At 68.3% G+C, this 20,336-nt stretch carries 15 protein-coding genes; 10 read left to right on the top strand and 5 right to left on the bottom strand.

Features of this window, described 5'->3' with window-relative positions; genetic code table 11:
- Positions 1 to 42: 42 nt before the first annotated feature.
- On the top strand, positions 43 to 1,665 hold the full coding sequence (locus tag ACWGDX_RS20420; protein WP_453627432.1) for a hypothetical protein: 1,623 nt from the start codon (positions 43 to 45) through the stop codon (positions 1,663 to 1,665).
- A gap of 666 nt (positions 1,666 to 2,331) precedes the next feature.
- On the opposite strand, the gene ACWGDX_RS20415 is transcribed toward ACWGDX_RS20420, so the two are convergent.
- Positions 2,332 to 3,186 (bottom strand): GIY-YIG nuclease family protein, encoded by an 855-nt coding sequence (locus ACWGDX_RS20415; RefSeq protein WP_453627430.1) that lies wholly within the window; start codon positions 3,184 to 3,186, stop codon positions 2,332 to 2,334.
- A gap of 777 nt (positions 3,187 to 3,963) precedes the next feature.
- On the opposite strand from ACWGDX_RS20415, the gene ACWGDX_RS20410 reads away from it, so the two are divergent.
- Positions 3,964 to 4,557 (top strand): DinB family protein, encoded by a 594-nt coding sequence (locus ACWGDX_RS20410; protein WP_453627428.1) that lies wholly within the window; start codon positions 3,964 to 3,966, stop codon positions 4,555 to 4,557.
- Positions 4,558 to 4,657: 100 nt separating this feature from the next.
- Here the strand turns inward: ACWGDX_RS20410 and ACWGDX_RS20405 are convergent, their stop codons facing one another.
- Positions 4,658 to 5,059 (bottom strand): hypothetical protein, encoded by a 402-nt coding sequence (locus ACWGDX_RS20405; RefSeq protein ID WP_453627427.1) that lies wholly within the window; start codon positions 5,057 to 5,059, stop codon positions 4,658 to 4,660.
- Positions 5,060 to 5,313: 254 nt separating this feature from the next.
- Between ACWGDX_RS20405 and ACWGDX_RS20400 the strand changes: the two genes are divergently transcribed.
- Positions 5,314 to 6,984, top strand: coding sequence for a fibronectin type III domain-containing protein (locus ACWGDX_RS20400; protein ID WP_453627423.1), 1,671 nt, complete (start codon positions 5,314 to 5,316; stop codon positions 6,982 to 6,984).
- A gap of 191 nt (positions 6,985 to 7,175) precedes the next feature.
- Here ACWGDX_RS20400 and ACWGDX_RS20395 read toward each other — a convergent pair whose 3' ends face one another.
- Positions 7,176 to 8,834: a trypsin-like peptidase domain-containing protein gene (locus ACWGDX_RS20395; RefSeq protein WP_453627421.1), complete on the bottom strand. Its 1,659-nt coding sequence runs from the start codon at positions 8,832 to 8,834 to the stop codon at positions 7,176 to 7,178.
- A 265-nt stretch (positions 8,835 to 9,099) separates the two neighbouring features.
- Between ACWGDX_RS20395 and ACWGDX_RS20390 the strand changes: the two genes are divergently transcribed.
- The 3 genes from ACWGDX_RS20390 (at position 9,100) to ACWGDX_RS20380 (ending at position 11,978) form a co-directional block, all read left to right on the top strand.
- Entirely contained in the window at positions 9,100 to 9,900 is an 801-nt protein-coding gene (locus ACWGDX_RS20390) for a glycerophosphodiester phosphodiesterase (RefSeq protein WP_453627419.1), read from the top strand.
- A 143-nt stretch (positions 9,901 to 10,043) separates the two neighbouring features.
- Positions 10,044 to 10,805 carry an ATP-binding protein gene (locus ACWGDX_RS20385; RefSeq protein ID WP_453627417.1) on the top strand — a complete coding sequence of 254 codons (762 nt, stop codon included), beginning with the start codon at positions 10,044 to 10,046 and terminating at the stop codon, positions 10,803 to 10,805.
- Positions 10,806 to 11,012: 207 nt separating this feature from the next.
- On the top strand, positions 11,013 to 11,978 hold the full coding sequence (locus tag ACWGDX_RS20380; RefSeq protein ID WP_453627415.1) for a DUF5926 family protein: 966 nt from the start codon (positions 11,013 to 11,015) through the stop codon (positions 11,976 to 11,978).
- A gap of 1,057 nt (positions 11,979 to 13,035) precedes the next feature.
- Here the strand turns inward: ACWGDX_RS20380 and ACWGDX_RS20375 are convergent.
- Positions 13,036 to 13,713: a bifunctional DNA primase/polymerase gene (locus ACWGDX_RS20375; RefSeq protein WP_453627413.1), complete on the bottom strand. Its 678-nt coding sequence runs from the start codon at positions 13,711 to 13,713 to the stop codon at positions 13,036 to 13,038.
- A gap of 651 nt (positions 13,714 to 14,364) precedes the next feature.
- On the opposite strand from ACWGDX_RS20375, the gene ACWGDX_RS20370 reads away from it, so the two are divergent.
- Both ACWGDX_RS20370 and ACWGDX_RS20365 read left to right on the top strand, forming a co-directional pair.
- A complete protein-coding gene (locus tag ACWGDX_RS20370) occupies positions 14,365 to 15,774 on the top strand; it encodes a PP2C family protein-serine/threonine phosphatase (RefSeq protein ID WP_453627411.1) in 1,410 nt (469 codons plus the stop codon).
- Positions 15,775 to 15,971: 197 nt separating this feature from the next.
- Positions 15,972 to 17,465, top strand: coding sequence for an aminopeptidase P family protein (locus tag ACWGDX_RS20365; protein WP_363083157.1), 1,494 nt, complete (start codon positions 15,972 to 15,974; stop codon positions 17,463 to 17,465).
- A 99-nt stretch (positions 17,466 to 17,564) separates the two neighbouring features.
- Here the strand turns inward: ACWGDX_RS20365 and ACWGDX_RS20360 are convergent, their stop codons facing one another.
- Positions 17,565 to 18,047, bottom strand: a complete 483-nt coding sequence (locus ACWGDX_RS20360) for an ATP-binding protein (protein WP_453627409.1) — start codon at positions 18,045 to 18,047, stop codon at positions 17,565 to 17,567.
- Positions 18,048 to 18,240: 193 nt separating this feature from the next.
- Between ACWGDX_RS20360 and ACWGDX_RS20355 the strand changes: the two genes are divergently transcribed.
- Together ACWGDX_RS20355 and ACWGDX_RS20350 are read left to right on the top strand one after the other, a co-directional pair.
- Positions 18,241 to 19,137, top strand: a complete 897-nt coding sequence (locus ACWGDX_RS20355; protein ID WP_453627407.1) for a hypothetical protein — start codon at positions 18,241 to 18,243, stop codon at positions 19,135 to 19,137.
- Positions 19,138 to 19,446: 309 nt separating this feature from the next.
- On the top strand, positions 19,447 to 20,175 hold the full coding sequence (locus ACWGDX_RS20350; protein WP_453627538.1) for a YcnI family copper-binding membrane protein: 729 nt from the start codon (positions 19,447 to 19,449) through the stop codon (positions 20,173 to 20,175).
- Positions 20,176 to 20,336: the final 161 nt, after the last annotated feature.

Raw genomic sequence — 20,336 nt, 5'->3', positions numbered from 1 at the left:
AAACCCGCTTCCCTCTACGTAGCGTTAGGATAAAGTGCGCCCATGAATGAGCGATCCCCTCTTGAATTCCCTGACCGTCTGGACTACGTCGCCAACAAGCTCGGTACCGAACCGTGGATCACTGTCTATGAGTTCACGAAGGGCGAGCACGAGGAGGCAAGTTACTACTGTGCGCTTGCCCGGCCCGAGACCTTGGACAGGTGCCTTTCCAACACGTCGTGGGATCTGCTCATTGGCCACGGGATGCCGGGGTTCTCCATCTACGGCGACGGTAGGCGCGAATACCACCGTTTCGGCGATGACGACGGGATTGAGCCGTTCATCGTTAGCCGTGAATTCCATGGCCTCAAGCCGTCGTACCTTGAGCTGGCCGAGGAGTTCCGGCACTTCCACAACCTCTACGAGGACCGGAAGAAGGGCGTATTTATCGCTCTGGACGACAACGGCGACGATGTTGAAGTCGTCCGTGTGGCGCCGAAGAAAATCCAAGTGCGGGCGAAGTACATCAAGGAGTACCTTGCAGCTCGCGGCATGGTGATGCTGCTCTTCTTTGAGTTTGACCGTTGGTCGTCGAAAACGCTGGACGAGCTGGGTCTTGAGAAGCAGAACGTGGACGAGCAGGAAGCTAACTACCGATACATTCGCTGGGTGGACATGCTTCCCGGTATCTCCGACCCTGCCCGTCGGACTATGGCACGCATCATGGGGAAGAAGGTAATCGAGGGCTCAGGGAATCCCCTCCCCTCATGGATTCGTGATCGCGACAGCCGAGAGTACGAGCAGTTCATCATTGGCGTCGACGAGGATGGGGAAAACGTCTCCTTCACCTGCGACGAGGAGAAGCTTGCAAACTTCTTCGGCAAGAACCCTGGAGCGCCCAACTTTCTGACGCCCGTCTTTTTCAGTAAGGCCGTCATGGCCAAGTATTACAACGACCCTGCGAAGTACCGGGTCGAAGACAGTCACCTTTACTGCGGTGGGTACTGGGGGCTCCGGCTCGACAACAACCATCGGGACTATCTTGTTGTCTATCTGGGCGACCTCGGCAGGCTCTCCCAGAAGGAACAACTCTACTGGAAGAGCTTTAACGTCGCGCCCGATGGAAATGTAAGTGACGTTGCGTTCCGACGCGGCATCCTGGGGGAGTGGGCTGCCGCCGATGAGCCTGCGCTCGCGTTTAAAGCCTCGTACGAGCGATTTCGTGACAGCTGGAATGACCAGTTCGGATGGGATCTGTTTAAGTCGCTCAGGCCTGAAGACGAACACAACTGGGCAACGCTGCATGTCCCGGCGAGCGAGAACCAGAAGGAATTCGACGACCAGGTCATGTCGCTATCGAAGGTTCTCGTGGAACGTTTGAATGAACGTGAGCTCGCCAAGCACATCACCGTTGAGCCTAACGATAAAGGCATCACCAAATTTCAGAAGTACCTCGATGAGGTCGAGTTCCCGGAACGGGAAGAACTCATCACGTTTCTGCGGAACCTCAATGGCCTTCGCAGCGGGCCAGCCCATGTCAGGGGCGGTAAGGACTACCAGCGCGCTGCCACGCACTTCAATCTTGAGAAGAAAGGGTTGTCGAGCGCGTTCTCAGACCTCCTCCTGCAAGTAACTGTACTGATTGATCAGCTGCGCAGCTTCATGGTGCCCGACTCCGAACATTGAGCCAGCGGCAAAGTGCGCTCGCCCTGTGTTGGGAGAAGGAGAGGAACCTAAGCTGGCTCTATGACGCAACAGTAATGCGCACTTTGGGCCCCTTGGGCAAGTGTGAGTTTCCTCGGCCCGTGTGCTCGGAAGTTAGTTCGTCAAGCTGCGCCAGGTCGTTCGCTCTGTCATTGCGGTTTCCCCAGATGCCGAAGAGCTAGACCATTTGGTCCGCCTGCTGTTGGAATAGCAGGCGGCCTTCGGCGGCATGAGCCCTTGGACATGTACGTCATGAAGTCCGCGAAGGGCGCACAGTCCGCTGGCCTCGGCGCGCTGGTCCCCGGCAGGATTCAAACCTGTGACACCCGCATTAGAAGAGAGGCTGGAGCATCATGTTGCTGAGCTGGGGCTTCGACACCTGATCGGGCTGCCGGAAACTTAACTGTGAGACACTCCTGTTGATCGTGGCTGACGCCTGTATCTGGCACAGCAGTGGCACGAAGCTCAGCCGACGACAGTCAGCCACGACAGTGGGTGCGCCGACCGAGCACGTGCGCGTGTGCGTGTGCCTCGCTGCACCCCACTGGCCTCGGCCACGCCACTGGCTTGTGTCGTCGACCAAAGCTAGTCACGACGGCGGAACCGTGGCGGCGAGGCATTGGGCAGTGACTGCTGTAGGACGCTGGTTCAGCCGTCGATAATTTCGGCGCCACCTTCGGTTCCCCTATCGGCGATTCCATTCTTAGCCAGAACTTTTCGCCACTCTTCTTCAGGTCCCATCATGTCGTATTTAACGCCGACGATATTCCATCCTAAGCGATTTGGTGGCCCCAGCTTGCGATCTTCCCAAAGATGAGCCACATAGTCGGATGCTTCAGGAGTCAGGATGTCCAATCCTGTCATGATCATCGAATATGGGTCTAGCTCAAGAAAAAACTCGAAGTTCTCTTTAGCGGAATAGTGGACTGGGCAAAAAGATCCACCCTCGCATTGATAAATATCGTGGTGTCGTACTCGATCTTCCATGCATCTACCTCGCTCGTCGCCGATTACCGCCAGATCGAAAATATTCTCGTATGCTGCAAGTTTTTTAAAGTCCGGTTGGATGACCCATTTAATGAGGCATAGGTCGGGATATTGCACGAACTTCACCGCCACTAGGTCGCGCCGCAACCATCGGCGCATTCGATTTTCCATGGCGGGTAGGGTATCTATTTCTACCGCCTCAACTACTTCGTTCACTGGATAGCGAGCACAGACATTCTGTACGTATCGAATTGCCTCGCGGGTTGGGATTCTGAAGAACTCGCGTTGCGCGTTCACGCGGTGAATGCGAAGTAGTGAGTGCAGTTCTTTTTCTGCGGCGCTAGCGTCGCTTACCACCTGATCGTAGATCACTTCATACTCGGTCGGAACTCCGGTTGCCCGGGAGATCTCTCTAGCGCGCTCTGCGGACTCTCTGTGTGTGCGGCCGATCTTCAATACTCCAGGGATGAGGGAATTTGCGAGAATGTAAATCACCCCACGGGTACTCTCGGTCAAGTGCTCTCCTGGCAATTATGGGTCACCCTTCCGGCTCTGCTTGGTCAGGTTACTGCCAGCCACTGACAACGGTTGAGGGATCACCTAGCGCGGAGCCGACCGCCCTGGCAGTACGTACCTCTTCTCTGGCAGCAGGCGGCGGATTGCTGTGCGCGCGGCACAGGCGCCGGCAGGGCTGGAGCGGGACGGAGACAGGAGCGCAGGCCCGGCCGGGGGCCGGGCCGCGCGCGAAAAGCAAAGCGAGCCGCCTTGAACCAGTGGAGAAAGTTGTAACTCACCCTGCGGTTTGGGGATTTGAATCCAGGTAGGGAAGTCCCGCGTCGCGTGCGTGTGCTCCTACCGGCCCGAGCTGGGCGGCCGACAGGTTGGCCACAGGGTGGCCACACGTCCTGATCCACGGCGGGATCGGGTGGGACAGGGTGGGACGGTCATATGGGTGGGAGGGGCCGCCAGAGTGTTCCGCATCCCATCCCACGTGCAGCTTTGTTAGCTGCGAAGACCCTGGGGTCTGGGTTCAGGAGTCGGCGGTAAGGGCGAATGCGGATTTCAAGACCGTTCCCTTAGGCCGCTCGGGCAACCCACCTGCGCCCCGTCCACCAGGGGCGGAGCGCCTACAGCGTACCGGGTGCCGGATCTCGCTGTGGCGCGCTGGGCAGAGGGTGGTCACGGCCCGCGGAGCTCGTGCGTCGGTGTCGCCGTCACGTCGCGCCAAGGGCAGCCGGAGGAGCAATGGACAAAGCCGTTGGACAGAGATCGCGCGAGCGGCAGACTTGCCACATGACCGCATCGGATCCCAAGGCTGACCTCCGCTTTTATCTGCAGTCCGCCCGCGATGCCCTGCTGTGGAAGCTCGAAGGGCTCTCGGAGTACGACGTCCGCCGTCCGCTGACGCCTACGGGCACCAACCTCTTGGGCCTGGTGAAACACGCGGCCGGCGTGGAGCTGGGGTACCTCGGCGACACCTTCGGACGGCCGTCCGGCGAGCTGCTCCCCTGGCTCGAACCTGATAGTGAGCCCAACGCGGACATGTGGGCCACCGCCGACGAGTCACAAAGGCACATCGTGGAGCTCTACCGCCGGGCTTGGGCGCACGCGGACGCGACGCTCGACGCGCTGGCGCTAGACACGGTCGGCAGAGTGCCGTGGTGGCCGAGCGGCAGGGACGGGGTGACGTTGCATCATGCCGTGGTGCGTGTGATCGCTGACACGCACCGGCACGCGGGGCACGCCGATATCGTCCGCGAACTCATCGACGGTGCCGTGGGGATGAACAAGGGCAACGACGGCATGGCACCGGGCGATTCGGCGTGGTGGGAGAACTATCGGAGCCGACTGGAGCGTACGGCTCGGGAAGCGGGCCGAGACACGTGACGTCGGGCCGGTCACCCGAGGCAGCGTCCGGCGTCCACCCGTCGGATCGTAGGTCCCGTTCGGGATCGGATCATCCGGACGGGCCGTGACGGCGCCTTGCTCACCAGTCCCGCCACTGGTCCGTGAGTTCGTACCGACCGAGTCCACGCCTGGCGGTCAGGGCGACGACATCAACGCCCTGCTCGGTCAGGGCCTTATCGATGTAGGCGCACAACCGCTCGCGCTCATCGGTCTCGAAGGCGCAGCCGTCGTGCGACTCGTTCACCGCGTTCAGGGCCAGGACGACGCGCTCCACCACGGCGAAGACCCCCGCGTCGTCCGCTTCGGCGAGCGTGGGCAACTCGGCCTCGAACGTGTCGAGGACGGCATCGGTCGCGGACAAGAGCTCATCGGGGAACAACGCGGCCATGCCCGCGCGGTCGGGATCCAAGGTGCCGGCGGCAAGCTCCGCGGCCTCCTCGGCCACGCCCCCGCGCCAGTTCGTCGTCGGTCTCTCAGCCATGGAACGGACCGTACAGCGCGGGTCTGACAACGCCTGCCGGGCGCCAGGGACGGCCCGCCGGGATCGGCCCGCGGGGGGCTGCCCTGCCCCGCGCTTCGAAGCCGAACTCCACGGTCGGCACACTGAAACGCCCGCACTGAAACACCCTTCACGGTCTCTTCCCAGCATCCGCACAACCAACCCCCGGTGTCAGATGTCTTGATCTCCGGCGCCCGCTCGTACGGCGTCGACGACACAAGGACCGAGGGAACGAAATGAGACCTGCTCGGCGCCTCGCGCCCACGCTGGCCACCACGGTGGTGCTCGCCACGACCGGCGGTCTACTCGCCGTGGCCGCTCAGGCTTCCGCGGCCACGACCTGCGCCTCCCCGGTCTTCAAGCGGCAGTTCTTCGCGAACACCAGCTTCTCCGGCACGCCCAGGAAGACGGACTGCGACAGCGCGATCGACCAGAACTGGGGCACCGGCGCGCCCGCTTCCGGGCTGCCGAAGGACAACTTCGGTGTCCGCTGGTCCGTCACCCGCGACTTCGGGTCCGGCGGCCCCTTCTCCCTGCCCGTCGCCGCCCAGGACGGCATCCGCGTCTACCTCGACGGGACCCGCAAGGTCGATCTCTGGAAGAACGTCTCCACCACCCAGAAGAAGACCGTCAACATCACCATCCCCTCCGGCAAGCACTCCCTCCGCGTCGACTTCGTCAACTGGACCGGAGGCGCCGCCGTCAAGTTCGCCTACCAGCCCCGGACAACGGCGGCCGTCGACAAGGTCAAACCCCTCGTGCCGACGGGGCCGGCGGTCTCGTACGACGCCGCGACCGGCAAGGCCAAGCTGACCTGGGCGAAGAACAAGGAGATGGATCTCGCGGGCTACCGCGTCCACCGCCGTCTCAAGGGCGCCTCGTTCGGCAAGCCCCTGGCGACGACCACCTCCACGTCGTACACCGACTCCACCGTTCCGAAGACCGGTGACGTGTACTACTACGAGGTACGGGCCTACGACAAGGCCGGCAACGAGTCGGCGGGCACGGCCGACAAGGGCGTCACCACCGTCGACCGCACGGCACCGGCGCGGGTCGCCGGTCTGTCCGCGCTGGGGACGACCGCGGGCAACGCGCTCACCTGGCAGCCCTCTTCGAAGGACGTCGACCACTACGAGGTGTGGGCCGCGCCCGCGGGAGGGCAGGACCTGGACGGACCCCAGCCCGTCTTCGGTACGTCCTACACGGACCCCGTCGCGGACGCGGGAACGCCCTCCACGTACACCCTTCACGCCGTCGACTCCGCCGGGAACATCTCCCCCGCCTCCGAGCCCGTGACGGTCACCCGCCCCGCGGCGTCCGCGGCGCCCGCCCCCTCCGCGCTCAAGGGCGAGCCCGCCGACGCCTTCACTCAGCTCACCTGGACCCCGGCGGACGGTCCGGACACGGCGGCCACCGGGTTCCACGTCTACCGTCGCACCTCCCCCACCGGTGCCTGGGCCCTCGTGGGCAGTGCCGGGGCGTCCGCCACGTCGTACGAGGACCGCTCCGCCCCGCAGGGGAACGCGTACTACTACGTTGCCGCCGTCGGCCAGGGGGGCGCCGAGTCGGTGCCCTCCGCCCAGACCGTTGTCGACCGCCTCACCCCGGCCACCACGAACGGGCCGCTCGCGCCACAGCTGACGGTGATCTCGACGGGGTCCACTCGTTCCCCCATCACCATCGGGATCAAGCCCGGGGCGGGTGACGAGGGACGGCTGCTGAGCGGCTACTCGTGGGACATCTCCGGCGCCTGCGGAGACAGCGGCCTCGGCCGGATGACGAAGACGTCCACCATCACATGGATTCCTCCGTACAACGGGCCGTGCATGGTCACCGTGTTCGCCGTGGACGTCTACGGGCGCATGGGCGAGTACGGCTCCTGGAAGGAGTTCATGGTCGGCCGCTGACCGCCGCTGACCCTTCCGGCGCAGGGCACGAGTCGCGGCGCACGAGTCGCAGGGCACGAACAGGGAGGCGGGGTACCGGATTCGCTCCGGTACCCCGCCTCTCCTCTGCTTCATATGAGCCGGGGAGTCCGCGCTGGACCCGCTCAACTCGCTCGACTCGCTCGACCCGTGACGCCCCGGGGGCCGGTCGGTCAGCTCTCGCCCTTGCGCTCGCCCAGGGTGACCTGGGCCGTGGACTCCTTGCCGTCGCGGATATAGGTGAGCGTGACCTTGTCGCCGGGCTTGTGGGTCCAGATCTGGCCGATCAGGGTGGGGCCGCTGTCGATCGGGGTGTCGTTGAACTTGGTGATGACGTCGCCCGCCTTGAGACCGGCCTTGGCGGCCGGACCGTTGGGGGTGATGGCCGGGGTGCCGCCCTCGCCCTGCGGGGAGATGGTGGCGCCCTCGCCGCCCTCGGTCATCGTGACCGTGGCACCGATCAGCGGGTAGACCGGCTGGCCCGTCTCGATGAGCTGTTCGGCGACATTCTTCGCCTGGTTGATCGGGATGGCGAAGCCGAGGCCGATGGAGCCCGCCTGGGACTGGCCCAGGCCGCCGCTGCCCGCCGACTGGATGGCCGAGTTGATGCCGATGACCGCGCCGCGGGAGTCCAGCAGGGGGCCGCCGGAGTTGCCCGGGTTGATGGAGGCGTCGGTCTGGAGGGCGCTCATGTACGAGTTGCTGGCGCCGGAACCGTCACCCGACGCGACGGGGCGGTTCTTGGCGCTGATGATGCCCGTGGTCACGGTGTTGGAGAGGCCGAACGGGGCGCCGATGGCGATCGTCGAGTCGCCGACCGCGACCTGGTCCGAATTGGCGAGCGGGAGCGGGGTCAGACCGGGGGGCGCCTTCTTCAGCTTCACCACCGCCACGTCGTACCCCTCGGCCCGGCCGACGACCTCGGCGTCGTACTTGTCGCCGTTCGAGAACGTCGCGGTCAGGTCACCGCCGTTCGCCGCGGAGGCCACCACATGGTTGTTGGTGAGGATGTGGCCTTCCTTGTCGTAGACGAAGCCGGTGCCCGTGCCGCCCTCGCCGTTTCCGCCCTGCGCCTCGATGGTGACCACACTCGGCAGCGACTTCTTGGCCACCGCCGCGACCGTGCCCGGCTCGCGCTTGATGTCGTTGGGAGCGTCCGCCGCGGCGACCGTCGTCGAACCGGCGCCGTTCTCGTCGTTGCGCTCCGCGCCCCAGTAGCCGACCCCGCCGCCGATACCGCCCGCGATCAGCGCGGCGGCGAGCACGGCGGTGATCAGACCGCCCTGGCGCCTGCGCGCCGGCCGGGGCTCCTGGCCGGGCATGGGGGCGCCCCACTGCGGGCCGTCGCCACCGCCTCCGGAACCATCGCCACCGCCTCCGTAGGAGGAACCGTCGCCGCCTCCATAGGCGGCGTACGAGGGGATCACGGGCGGGGGCGGGGGCCAGCCGGCGTCCGCCGCGTGCCCCGGCTCGGGAGCGCCCTTCGGGCCGTCCGCGGGGGCGCCGCCCGGCGTCCCCTCCGGATGGCCCGCCTGAGCGACCGCGGGCGGCCGTGTGTCTACGGGCGCCTGCGTGTCCACGGGCGCCTGTGCGTCCGCGCCAGGCTGTCCCGCACCGGGCTCGCCGGGCCGGGTCGCGCCAGGCTGTGCGCCCGCGTGCTGTCCGTCCCCGTACGCGCCCCCCTGCGAGCCTGTCCGCGGGGCCGTCCGCGCCGCCGGCTCCTGCCACGCCTCTCTCGGACCGGACGCGGGTGTGCCCTGGGGAGCGGCATCCGGCACGGGAGGTACGGACGGGCCGCCGGGGGCCGCAGTGCCCTCGTTCTCAGTGCTCACAGCTCTTTCTCCTCGGTTCCACATCAGTCTTCGGCAAGAGTTCCGCAGGGTTCCGCCGTGCGAGTCAGTTCCGCCGTGCAGGTTTCCGTGATTGCGCAAGTATCTGCGGTCAGCTTTTCCCACGGCACGTCAGACCACTGTAAGCAGGACCTGTGTGTCTGTCCGCCATCCTTTATTTCGGACAAAACGATCGCACCTTGATCCGACCGACCGGAGAACCGCATCCGTCCACCTACCTACCCCGCCACGATGACACCATGACGCGGTGACCCAAGCACGACAGCACAGCATCCAGGTCGTCGCCCACCGTGGAGCCTCGGAGGACGCGCCGGAGCACACCCTGGCCGCGTACACCAAGGCCATCGAGGACGGCGCCGACGCACTGGAGTGCGATGTACGGCTCACCGCCGACGGGCATCTCGTCTGTGTCCACGACCGCCGGGTGAACCGCACCTCCAACGGACGCGGTGCCGTCTCCGCCCTGGAGCTGGCCGATCTCGCGGCGCTCGACTTCGGCTCCTGGAAGGACAGCGAGGAGAGCCCGGACTGGCGGGACCGCGAGTTCACCTCCGTACTGACGCTGGAGCGGCTGCTCGGACTGATCGCGGACACCGGCCGGCCCGTCGAGCTGGCCATCGAGACCAAACATCCCACCCGCTGGGCCGGACAGGTGGAGGAGCGGCTGTTGCACCTGCTCAGGCGCTTCGGTCTGCACGATCCGGCACCGGACGACTCGGCCGTACGGATCATGAGCTTCTCCGCCCGCTCGCTGCACCGGATCGCGGATGCCGCGCCCGCGCTGCCGACCGTCTATCTGATGCAGTTCCTCTCGCCCCGGCTGCGTGACGGGCGGCTGCCCGCCGGCTCCCGGATCGCGGGTCCCGGGATGCGGATCGTCCGCAACCACCCCGGCTACATCGAGCGGCTGCACAAGGCGGGCCACCGTGTCCATGTCTGGACGGTGAATGAGCCGGAAGACGTCGATCTCTGTGTGCGTCTCGGCGTCGAAGCGATCATCACCAATCGCCCCAAACAGGTTCTGTCCCAGCTCGGCCGACTTTCCTGACACGCGGTACACACCGCCCAGGCACGCCGTCCACGCGCCGTGCACATCGACTGACAAATCCATCCGACTCGGCCGTGCCGAACAGTGACGGGTGGTGCACGGGGAGTGCACCGGCGCGTTCGATGCGTATTCGAGCGTTACGAGTGCGTCAACGGCCCTCGCTTGGCCGGTTTCCGGTCCAGGCCAATGGGGCATCCACACCGTGGCGTGGGGCGAAGGAGGTCTCGGGGGTGGCGTTTGTGGTGGCACAAGAAGTGCCCACGTCGTCGTGCATGGCCGTTCCCCATGGCCCTGCGGGCGTGGGGGAAGCGCGACACCGGATGCGGGAGCAGTTGAGCCGCAGCGGGGTGTCCGCGGCGGTGGTCGACGATGCCGTACTGATCCTTTCCGAACTGGTCAGCAACGCGTGCCGGCACGGCAGACCGCTGGGGCACGAGCAGATCGGCGACGGCGACATCCGTGCGGAGTGGCGCGTCGACAAGGCGGGACGGCTGATCGTCGAGGTGACGGACGGCGGTGGCCCGACGCGGCCCATTCCCGCGACACCCTCGGTCACGGCCCGCGGCGGACGCGGACTCAACATCATCTCGGCGCTCGCCCAGGAGTGGGGCGTACGGGACAGCGAGTCCGGAGAAGTCACCGTGTGGGTGATCGTCGCGGCCGTGCGTCTGCGCAACGATTACGCTACGCGCGTCACAGGCCCGGACACAGGCGTCAGCGCGAGCGCCGGCGCAAGCGGGAGCGCGAGTGCGGGCGCCGGTGGCGGCGCGGGCGGGAGTGCGGGCGCGGGGCGCGGCAGACTGGACGAGTTCGGCGAGTTGGACGGGCTCGACGCCCTTGAGGGTCTGGACGGCCTGGACGGGCTCGCCTTCGCGGATCCTACGACGCTGCGAGCTGACGAGTGATCCGGGCGGCCGGATGTGATCCGGCCCGGGGAGTTGACGGTGTGAGCCGCCTGAGCTGACGGTGTGAGCCACCCCTGAGCGGGAGCGCGGGTACGGGAAGGGCGCCGGACCGACCCTCCGCGCGTCGCGTCGCGCTCGCCGTGCTGTCGGTCCGTACGGCTAGGCTCGCGCCGACATCGCACCGCCGCTACGGGAGAAAGCCACACCATGGCCAAGAAGCGCCCCCAGACGAAGGCCGCCACGGCGCAGCTCAAGGACGGACCCATTCCGGTGGTGGGGGCCCGCGAGCCCTGCCCGTGCGGCTCGGGCCGCCGCTACAAGGCCTGCCACGGCCGGGCCGCCGCGCATGCCGTGACCGAGCTGGTCCAGCGTCCCTTCGAGGGCCTGGCCGGTGAGTGCGACTGGATCGCGCTGCGCGAGCTGGTGCCCGCCGCGACCGCCGGACTGACCCTCAAGGACGGACTGCCCGAGGGCGTACCGTCCGTGACGCTCGCGACCGTACTGCCGATGGCCTGGCCGGCGCTGCGCCGCGACGACGGCTCCGTGCTGCTCGCGCTCCAGAACGACACCTCGTCCGGCGATCTGAGCCGCGATCTCGCCGATACGCTCCGGCGTGCGCTGACGGCGGAGCCCGGCAATCCCGTGGCGGCGCAGCGGGTGCCCGCCGACGGGCCGCGGCTTCAGGATCTGCTCGACCCCGAGGCCGCCTTCACGCCTGTCGTGCACGCCGGGTTCGAGTTCTGGGTGCCGGACGCCGAGAACGCCTCGGCCGAGGTGAACGCCTCCCTGGAGCGCGCCAACGCCGCCGCGATCCCGACCGTGCGGCTCTCGGGCACGGACGCCGCGTACTGGTGCGAGACGCCCGAGAAGAACCACCTCCGCTGGGTCATGCCGTATCCCGAGGAGCGGTTGCTGGACGGGCTCGCCCGGCTGCATGTCGCGGGCACGTCGAGCCTCGGTGAGGGAACCCGCCTGGTCGGCTCCTTCCGGGCGCACGGGCTGACGGTGCCGGTGTGGGACCTGCCGAGCGCGATGGGCGCGGAGGAGTGCGAGAAGCCGGCGGCGGAGTTCGCCGAGCGGCTGTCGGCGGCGCTGGCCGTCGACACACCGCTGACGGGCGACGAGCGACGGGCGCGCGGCGGGCTCACCAACCGCCAGGTGACACTGAGCTGACCGGCGAGTCACCGCCCGATCGCGGGACCGTCGAAGCGCCGGACCACCACCGGATCACCGCCGGTCCACTGACAGTGCCTTCGGCGGTGAAGGGCTCCCGGCGGAGCGGTGACACCAGTCACACCATCCGTCACACCGTCCCGTACCGGCAGGTAATTCATTGTCCGAATACACCGGATCGAATTTGCTAACTGCCGATCTCTTGTTACCGTTCTAGAAGCCCGGTCGCTGGTGCATCCCCCGTCGCCAGCGACCGGGCGTCCGCGTTCTCGGGGCCGACCGGTATGTCAACGGTCCACCGTGGCCCACGAGTTGCTCCCCGACCTCGGCAGCAGAGGTCCGGACTCCCCGCCATCGCCCCCGCCGGACGGCTTCGGTGAGGCCGCGAACTCCACGATCACCGTGTATTCCGCACGAGTTCCCCGGGACCGCTCACGGGGCGTCCGGCAGGTCGCGGGCTCATCCGCGGCCCCGGCCACGCGGTGTGTCCGTACGGTGCGTCCGCACGGGCCCATCGGGCTGAGCGGGGCGCGCAGTTCACGCCCGTCGCATTGCGGTATGCGGTGCGGGCCCCTGTGTCGCGTCCCTCGGTCGGTACACATGTCCGCGCCTCGATCCCTTCGGGAGAGGCGACTTCAGGCCCATATCGCTCGGCCGTACATCCCGGCGCGGTCCCGTCGGCGGTATCGCCCGTCATACCGCCAGCCGTATCGCCCGTCACAGGCGTCCCGTCCGTCACGGAGCCCGTCGCACAGTCGGCCGCGGCAGACCCCTCGGTTCCGGACACAGTGGTTGCGGACACGGTCGGAAGACCGGCTCCCGCCTTGGCGTGCGCCCGGCCCCGCAGGGAACGTCCAGGGGAGCGTACAACGGGGTCCGGCTCGCGCCCGTAGGTCCGGCTCGCACCCGTACGGGTGACAGCGGGCGCCGACGCCGGCGCCGTACCGCTTCGGGCGCGGCGGCCCTGCCCCGGGGACCCGGGAAGCTCGGCGCCGTACGGGCCGGGCCCTGATGCACCCGGCGCGACGCGCCCCGGGACGGGACGCGTCGACCGCCGTCAGTACGCGAGCCTGCTGCCGCCGTCCGGCGCGCTCGTGCTCGCCTCGACGAGCGCGTCCACGACCGCCTTCACATCGGGCAGCCAGGGCGCCGCCGAGCCCGCCAGAGGCGCCCGTTCCCAGCGGACCTGTCCGCCCGCCGCCTCCGACGGAGGCAGCGCCAGATAGCCGCCCTCGCCGTGGAACCGCAGCGAACTGGGCACCCACGCCTTGGCGTAGAGCAGCTCACCGAGCTGTTCGAGGGTGTACGGAGCCACCAGCAGCGACCAGCGCGTGGGGGTCGCGACCACCGGGCCGAGCCGGATGTCCATCCGGTCCAGCTCCACGAGCGCCCGCGCGCCCGCGACGGCCGGCAGGCTCACCGCGCAGGGCGCGCTGCCGCCGGTGGCCAGCACGATCGGGGCCGTGGGCCGGTTCCGCCACCACCAGCGCACCATGCGCTCGTCGGTGGTCGCCGCGAGCAGACCGGGATCGAAGGGGTGTGCGCCGGGTACGACGCAATCGGGGTCGGGGCAGGCGCAGCCGAGTCCGCGTGTCCCGCGTCCGCCGACCGCCGTGAGACCGGCGCCGGGGAGTACGGGCCATCTCCACGCGGTGGCGCAGATGAGCGCCGCGTCGAGTTGGGCAGGCCCACCCTTGCGCCGGAGCCTGCGTCGCCTTCCGAGGATCTCGCGCATGAGCGCTCGTTCCTTTCCGTTGAACGCCGAGGTCCACATGACACTGACACCATGTGTGTGCATCACTTCACCGTGCGTATCACTGTGCGTAGTCACCGCGCGCACTTTCGACGCATGGCCGCCCCGTACCTGAGGCACGGACGGTCCCTCCCCGCCCGCCGGCGCATCACGCCATTCCTGGGCCGGGCACGGACCGTCTTCGTCGAGCATGTGGCGAGGGGTGGCGTGCGCATGGCGCTTACTGTCCCGCTCTGTCCCGCTGTACTTTTCTCGCCACTCCGGGGGATGAGGTGTGACCTACGGCGGTTAAGACGCCCGGTCCCGCCGACAGGTTCCGGGGCGGTCCCAACTGCCCCTGTCCGTCACCGTTTACGTACCCACCACGTTCGGAATGACGCTCCACTCGGGCCGAACTCGAACTCGTCCCTGAAGGACCCCCTGTTGAGCGCACTCAGTCGATCGCAAAACCTGGTCAGGGGGGTCATTTTTTTGCCAACTTGAACGTCTCAGGACACCGGTCGTTCCACCGGGACAATGCTGGACATTGCCTAAGTTGTACGTGTACATGTGGATACATGGGTAGCCGCGCGGAATGACCTAGGGGTTTGCGATGCTATTGAGTGAAACGCACCCGTCGGAAAGCCGACTGTCATGAGCGCCCCGAACATGCCGAAAGTGGCTGGAATCGATTCCACGGTTCCGGCCCCCGCGCACACTGGCCCGCCCCTGGATGACCTTCCCTCCGCGCCCGGCGCGCTGATCCGGGACCGGCTGGCCGGCTGGGTCTCCGATCTGACCACCCTGCACGAACTCACCGAACGTCTGGCCGGAACCAGCTCACTCGACAGCGCGCTCAAGGAACTGCTGCGCGCCGGAGCCGCCCTCGTCGGCGCACGCCGAGGACTGGTCGTACTCGAACCGGCCGACGGTCTGGGCCCCGGTACCACCCTCGGGCTCGGACTCACCCGCGCGGATCTCGGCCATCTGGAGACCGTGCCGCGCCGGGCCTCCTCGTACGGCAGGCTCCTGGACGGCCCCGCCGCACGGACCGAGCCGGTGGCCGTTCCCGATCTGTTCCGTGACACGGAGGCGGACCCGCGCCAGCGCGAGGTCGCGGTACGGCTCGGCTACGGCGCGAGCTACGCCGTACCGCTGGTCGCCGGTACGGGAGCCGGCGCCGTGTCCGGGCGGCTCGGGGCCGTCGTCTGGCTGTACGACGAACCCGCCGAACCGGTGGAACGGCAGCGCCATCTCGTCGGTCTCTACACGCGGTACGCGAGCGCGCATCTCGCGCGGCTGCTGGAGCTGGAGCGGGCCCGTACGCGCGCAGCCAGCATCGCCGAGGAGCTGCTCCCCAGCCGGCTCCCCCGGATCCCCGGCATCCAGCTCGCCGCGCGCCACCGCACGGGCCCGTACGGCGGCGGCGACTGGTACGACGCTCTCCCGCTGCCCGAGGGCGCCGTGAGCCTGTCCGTCGGCTCGGTCAGCGGCTCCGGGCCCGGCGCGGTGGCCGCGATGGGACGGCTGCGCGCCTCGACGCGCGCGTACGCCGTCATGGAGGGCGAGGACCCCGTCGCCGTGCTCTCCGATCTGGAGCTGCTGCTGCGGCTGACCGAGCCCGCGCGTACGGCCACCGCCCTCTTCGCGTACGCCGAACCGGCCCAGGGCAAGATCCTGCTGGCGGGGGCCGGGCACGCGCCGCCGCTGATCGTCGGGGACCGGCGTACCGAGTTCGTCGAGACGTCCCTGTCCGCCCCGCTCGGCATGCTCGCCTGCTGGGAGGCGCCCAGCGTGGAGGTGTGGCCCGCGCCCGGTGAAACGGTGCTGCTCTACACGGACGGGCTGCTGCGGCGCACCGGCGATCCCATGGACCGGGCCTACGCGCGGCTGCACGGGGCGGCGGCGAGCGTCCCCCCGTCCGCCAGGAACGATCCGGGAGCGGTCGCCGACCATGTACTGCGGACCGTGCTGCCGGGCGGGCCGGACACCGGGAACGCCGGCGGCGCGGGGAGTCCCGGCAGTGCGGAGGACGTGGTCCTGCTCGCCGCGCGGTTCGACTGATCTTGTCCGGGTCTCCCTCCGTCTCGTCCGGGTCTCCCCCCGTCTCCCTCTGTCCCACCCCGTCTCATCCGGTCTCATCGGGTCTGGTGGGGTCTGATCCGGTGCTGATGGATTCCTCACAGGGACACCGGGCGGTCTTCCCCCCGCACATACGATGGAAAAGATGGTCTGGATTCATAGCCTTATGAGGAGAAGACGTGGCTGACGAGCTCACCCAGGAGACCCCGGCAACCCCGGAACCGGAGACTCCGGAAACCCCGGAGGCCGAAGAAGAACCGATCAAGACGAGGAAGAACGGTTTGACCCCGGGCGTGTCCGACGAGCTCGCAGAAATCATGAAGTCCGGCTGGGCCGACACCGAGTTGCACGGCCTGGAGCCGATCGCACAGGCGTCCCACACCGCCGCGCGCCGCGCCGCGCTCTCCGCGCGCTTCCCCGGCGAGCGCCTGGTGATCCCCGCCGGCAATCTCAGAACCCGGTCCAACGACACCGAGTACGCCTTCCGCGCCTCCACCGAGTACACGTACCTCACCGGCGACCAGACCCACGACGGCGTTCTCGTACTGGAGCCGAAGGACGACGGGCACGACGCGACGGTCTATCTGCTGCCGCGCTCCAACCGGGAGAACGGCGAGTTCTGGCTCGACGGCCAGGGCGAGCTGTGGGTCGGCCGCCGGCACTCCCTCGCCGAGGCCGAGCAGTTGCTGGGGATCCCCGCCAAGGACGTACGCAAAGTGGCCGCCGCCCTCAAGGAGGCGACGGGCCCGGTCCGTAACGTCCGTGGGCACGACGCCTCCGTCGAGGCCGCGCTGACCGACAAGGTGACGGCGGAGCGCGACGAGGAGCTGCGGGTCTATCTCTCCGAGGCGCGCGCCGTGAAGGACGACTTCGAGATCGGCGAGCTCCAGAAGGCCGTCGACTCCACCGTGCGTGGCTTCGAGGATGTCGTGAAGATCCTCGACAAGGCGGAGGCGACCAGCGAGCGCTATATCGAGGGAACGTTCTTCCTGCGCGCCCGCGTCGAGGGGAACGACATCGGTTACGGCTCGATCTGCGCGGCGGGACCGCACGCCACCACCCTGCACTGGGTGCGCAACGACGGCGACGTACGCTCCGGCGATCTGCTGCTGCTCGACGCCGGTGTGGAGACCCACACCCTCTACACGGCCGATGTCACGCGCACGCTGCCGGTCAACGGCCGCTACAGCGAGCTCCAGCGGAAGATCTACGACGCGGTGTACGAGTCCCAGGAGGCCGGTATCGCGGCGGTGAAGCCCGGTGCGAAGTACCGCGACTTCCACGACGCCTCGCAGCGTGTCCTCGCCGAGAAGCTCGTGGCGTGGGGGCTGCTCGAAGGGCCGGTCGAGAAGGTCCTGGAGCTGGGCCTCCAGCGCCGCTGGACGCTGCACGGCACGGGGCACATGCTCGGTCTGGACGTGCACGACTGCGCCGCCGCGCGCAGGGAGGTGTACGTGGACGGAACGCTGGAGCCGGGGATGTGCCTCACCGTCGAGCCGGGGCTCTACTTCCAGGCCGATGATCTGACCGTGCCCGAGGAGTACCGCGGTATCGGTGTCCGGATCGAGGACGACATCCTCGTCACGGAGGACGGGAACCGCAATCTGTCGGCGGGGCTGCCGCGCCGGGCCGACGAGGTGGAGGCCTGGATGGCGGGCCTCAAGCAGGCCTGACGGCTGAGATCTGACGGACCTGACGGACCTGACGGACCTGACGGCTGGAGCGGGCCCGACGGACTCGATGGCCGGGCACGGAGGGCGGGCTGCTCGGGCTCACATGGCTCTGAGCAGCGCGTCCTCCCGCCATTTGAGGATCTTGTCGAAGCTGACCACCGCGCCGTGCCCCGGTTTATTGCGGAAATGCACATGATCAGCGAGTTGTTCGATCAGGCCCAGGCCCCTGCCGCTCTCAGCGGTGGGGGCGGGCGGGGGCGCGGGGCGGCGCACCACCCGTCGGGCAGGGAAACCGGGGCCGGAATCGGCCACTTCGATACGGCATCGCTCGCCGTCCAGATACGCGGTCACCCGGTACGCCCCGGGCGCCCCGGTGAAGCGTCCGTCCTCGTCGTCCCCGCTGTCCTCACCCGTACCGCCGTGCTCGACGGCGTTCGAACAGGCTTCGCTGAGGGCGACCGAGAGATCGAAGGAGATGTCGGGGTCGACCCCTGCGGTCTCCATGGCACCGAGCAGAAGGTGACGGGCGAGCGGAACGCTCGCGGCTTCGCGCCGCAAGTGGAGAGACCACCAGATGCTCATGCTCCAGCCTTTCTGGCTGCGGCTCGACATACCGATACGTATTGCCCCCCTTGGGGGGTCGTAAGCACGCGGTTGACGTGATAGCCCCCATTCGGCGGACGCGAACGTGGCGCATGGCGGTGTATGGGACAGAGGACGACCTTCCGGACCTGCCCTATGGCACCCGGAGGCGCGGTGCGATGATGGCCCGGCCATGTCTGCCCGTCTCGTACGCGCCGGAGCCGCTCCGCGGCTGCTGAGGGCCGCGGTGTTCACCGCGGTCTGTGTCGTGCTGTCGGCGACCGGACATGTACTGGCCTCCTGTGCCCCCGTCCCCTGGTGGACCCTGCTCCTCGGCTTCCTGGCCGTCTTCGCCGTCGCGGCACCACTGGCCGGACGCGCGCGTTCGACACCCTCCATCGTGCTGGCCCTGACGGTCGGACAGCTCGCTCTGCACAGCGTGTTCGGCCTCGGGCAGCGGCATCTCACGGTGCCGGCGGGGACCGACGACGCGTTGATCAGACTGGCCGCGAAACTGGTCTGCGGAGCGGGCCCGGCCTCGCTGAGCGCTGTCGACGCACAGCGGATCGTGGCCAACGCGGGGCTCAACCCGGCGGGTTCGGGCATGGGCACGGCGGCGGGCGCGGGTACGGCGGCGGGCGCGGCCACGGTCACGGGTTCCGGGGCGATGGCGGGGGCCCATCAGCATCTGTTGGCCGCGATCGGGGCGGCGGGCTCTTCCCCGGCCTCCGGTTCGGCCGCCGGGCACTCCGCCGACGGGTTGCTTCCCTCCCTGCCGATGCTGCTCGGGCATCTGCTGGCCGCCCTCGCGACCGGCTGGGTGCTGCGCCGCGGGGATCTCGCGCTGGTCCGGCTCACCCGGCTCTCGGCGCACGGGATCAGTGAGGTGACGGAGAGTGCCTCGCTGCGCGCCCTGCGTGCGGCCCTGGCGCTCGTACGGACCCTGCGCGCCGGACTGTCCGGCGCGCACGCTCCAGAGGCACGCGCTCCCCGTACCTCGTACGCCGCTCCTCCGGTGACCGCCGGGGCGGCACTCCAGCACACGGTGATCAGGCGCGGCCCTCCCACGGCCCTCGCTCTCGCAGCCTGACGCGACGTATCTCTCCCTCCCTCACGTCCACAGGCCTCACGCGCTCACGTACTCAAGTGCTCACGCCGCCGCGTCCGTACGGACACGGCCGTAGACACAGATGCGTGTCCGGATGACGGCCGTGGCGGACGGATGTGAGGTCGCGCCGCCGTCGCGCGTCCGCGCCTCGGCGCATCCGCCCGATCACCTTCTCCCCACACCGTGGAGTGTTCCGTGTTCTCAACGTTCTCCGCCTTCTCCTCAGGGTCCGCGGCCAAGAACCCCGCTCGTCTCTCCGTCACCCGTCTCTCCGTCGCCGGTGGCGTCGCCGTGACGGCTCTTCTGCTGCTGGCGGGTCCCGCCTCCGCTCATGTCAGCGTCCAGCCGCAGGGCCCGGCCGCCAAGGGCGGCTACGCCACGATCAACTTCAAGGTCCCCAACGAGCGCGACGACGCCTCCACCACCAAGCTCGAAGTGAACTTCCCCGCCGACCATCCGCTGGCGTCCGTGATGCCGCAGCCGGTGCCCGGCTGGAAGATCGACGTCACCAAGAGCAAGCTCGCCAAGCCGCTGGAGCTGCACGGCAACACGATCACCGAGGCGGTCTCCAAGGTCACCTGGACCGCCGACGGCGGCAAGATCGGCCCCGGACAGTTCCAGCAGTTCCCCCTCTCCGTCGGCCAGCTTCCCGAGGACGCCGACCAACTGGTGTTCAAGGCCCTCCAGACGTACGACAACAAGGAGGTCGTCCGCTGGATCGAGGAGCCCAAGGAAGGCGCGGCGGAGCCCGAGAGCCCCGCGCCCGTACTGAAGCTCACCGCGGCCACGGGCGATGAGCACGGCGCGGCGGCGGACCAGGCCGGCACCGGGGCGGCCTCGGATCACGACGACACGAAGACCGCGGACGCGCCCCATGACGTGACGGCCGACGCGACGACCGGGACGGCCTCCGCCGACAGCAGTGACACCACCGCACGGGTGCTGGGCATCGTCGGCATCGGCGTCGGTGTCGCCGGGGTGGCCTTCGGTGTCCTGGCCGGCCGGCGCCGTACCTCCTGACGCGCCGCCCGATCCGTTGCTTGATCCACTGCCCGATCCGTTGCCCGACCGCGCTTTTCCGGCATACGCCTGACGTACGGCCGCCCTGCGGCTGACGCGTGAGGCTCCATGTACATGTAACCGAGGCGCCCGGGGCACGCGGGGCCGGAACTTCCCGGCCC

It is taken from the genome of Streptomyces sp. NPDC055025 (assembly GCF_053608565.1).
The sequence above is the reverse complement of the archived record's forward strand: the minus strand, read 5'-3'. Positions and strand labels throughout refer to the sequence as shown.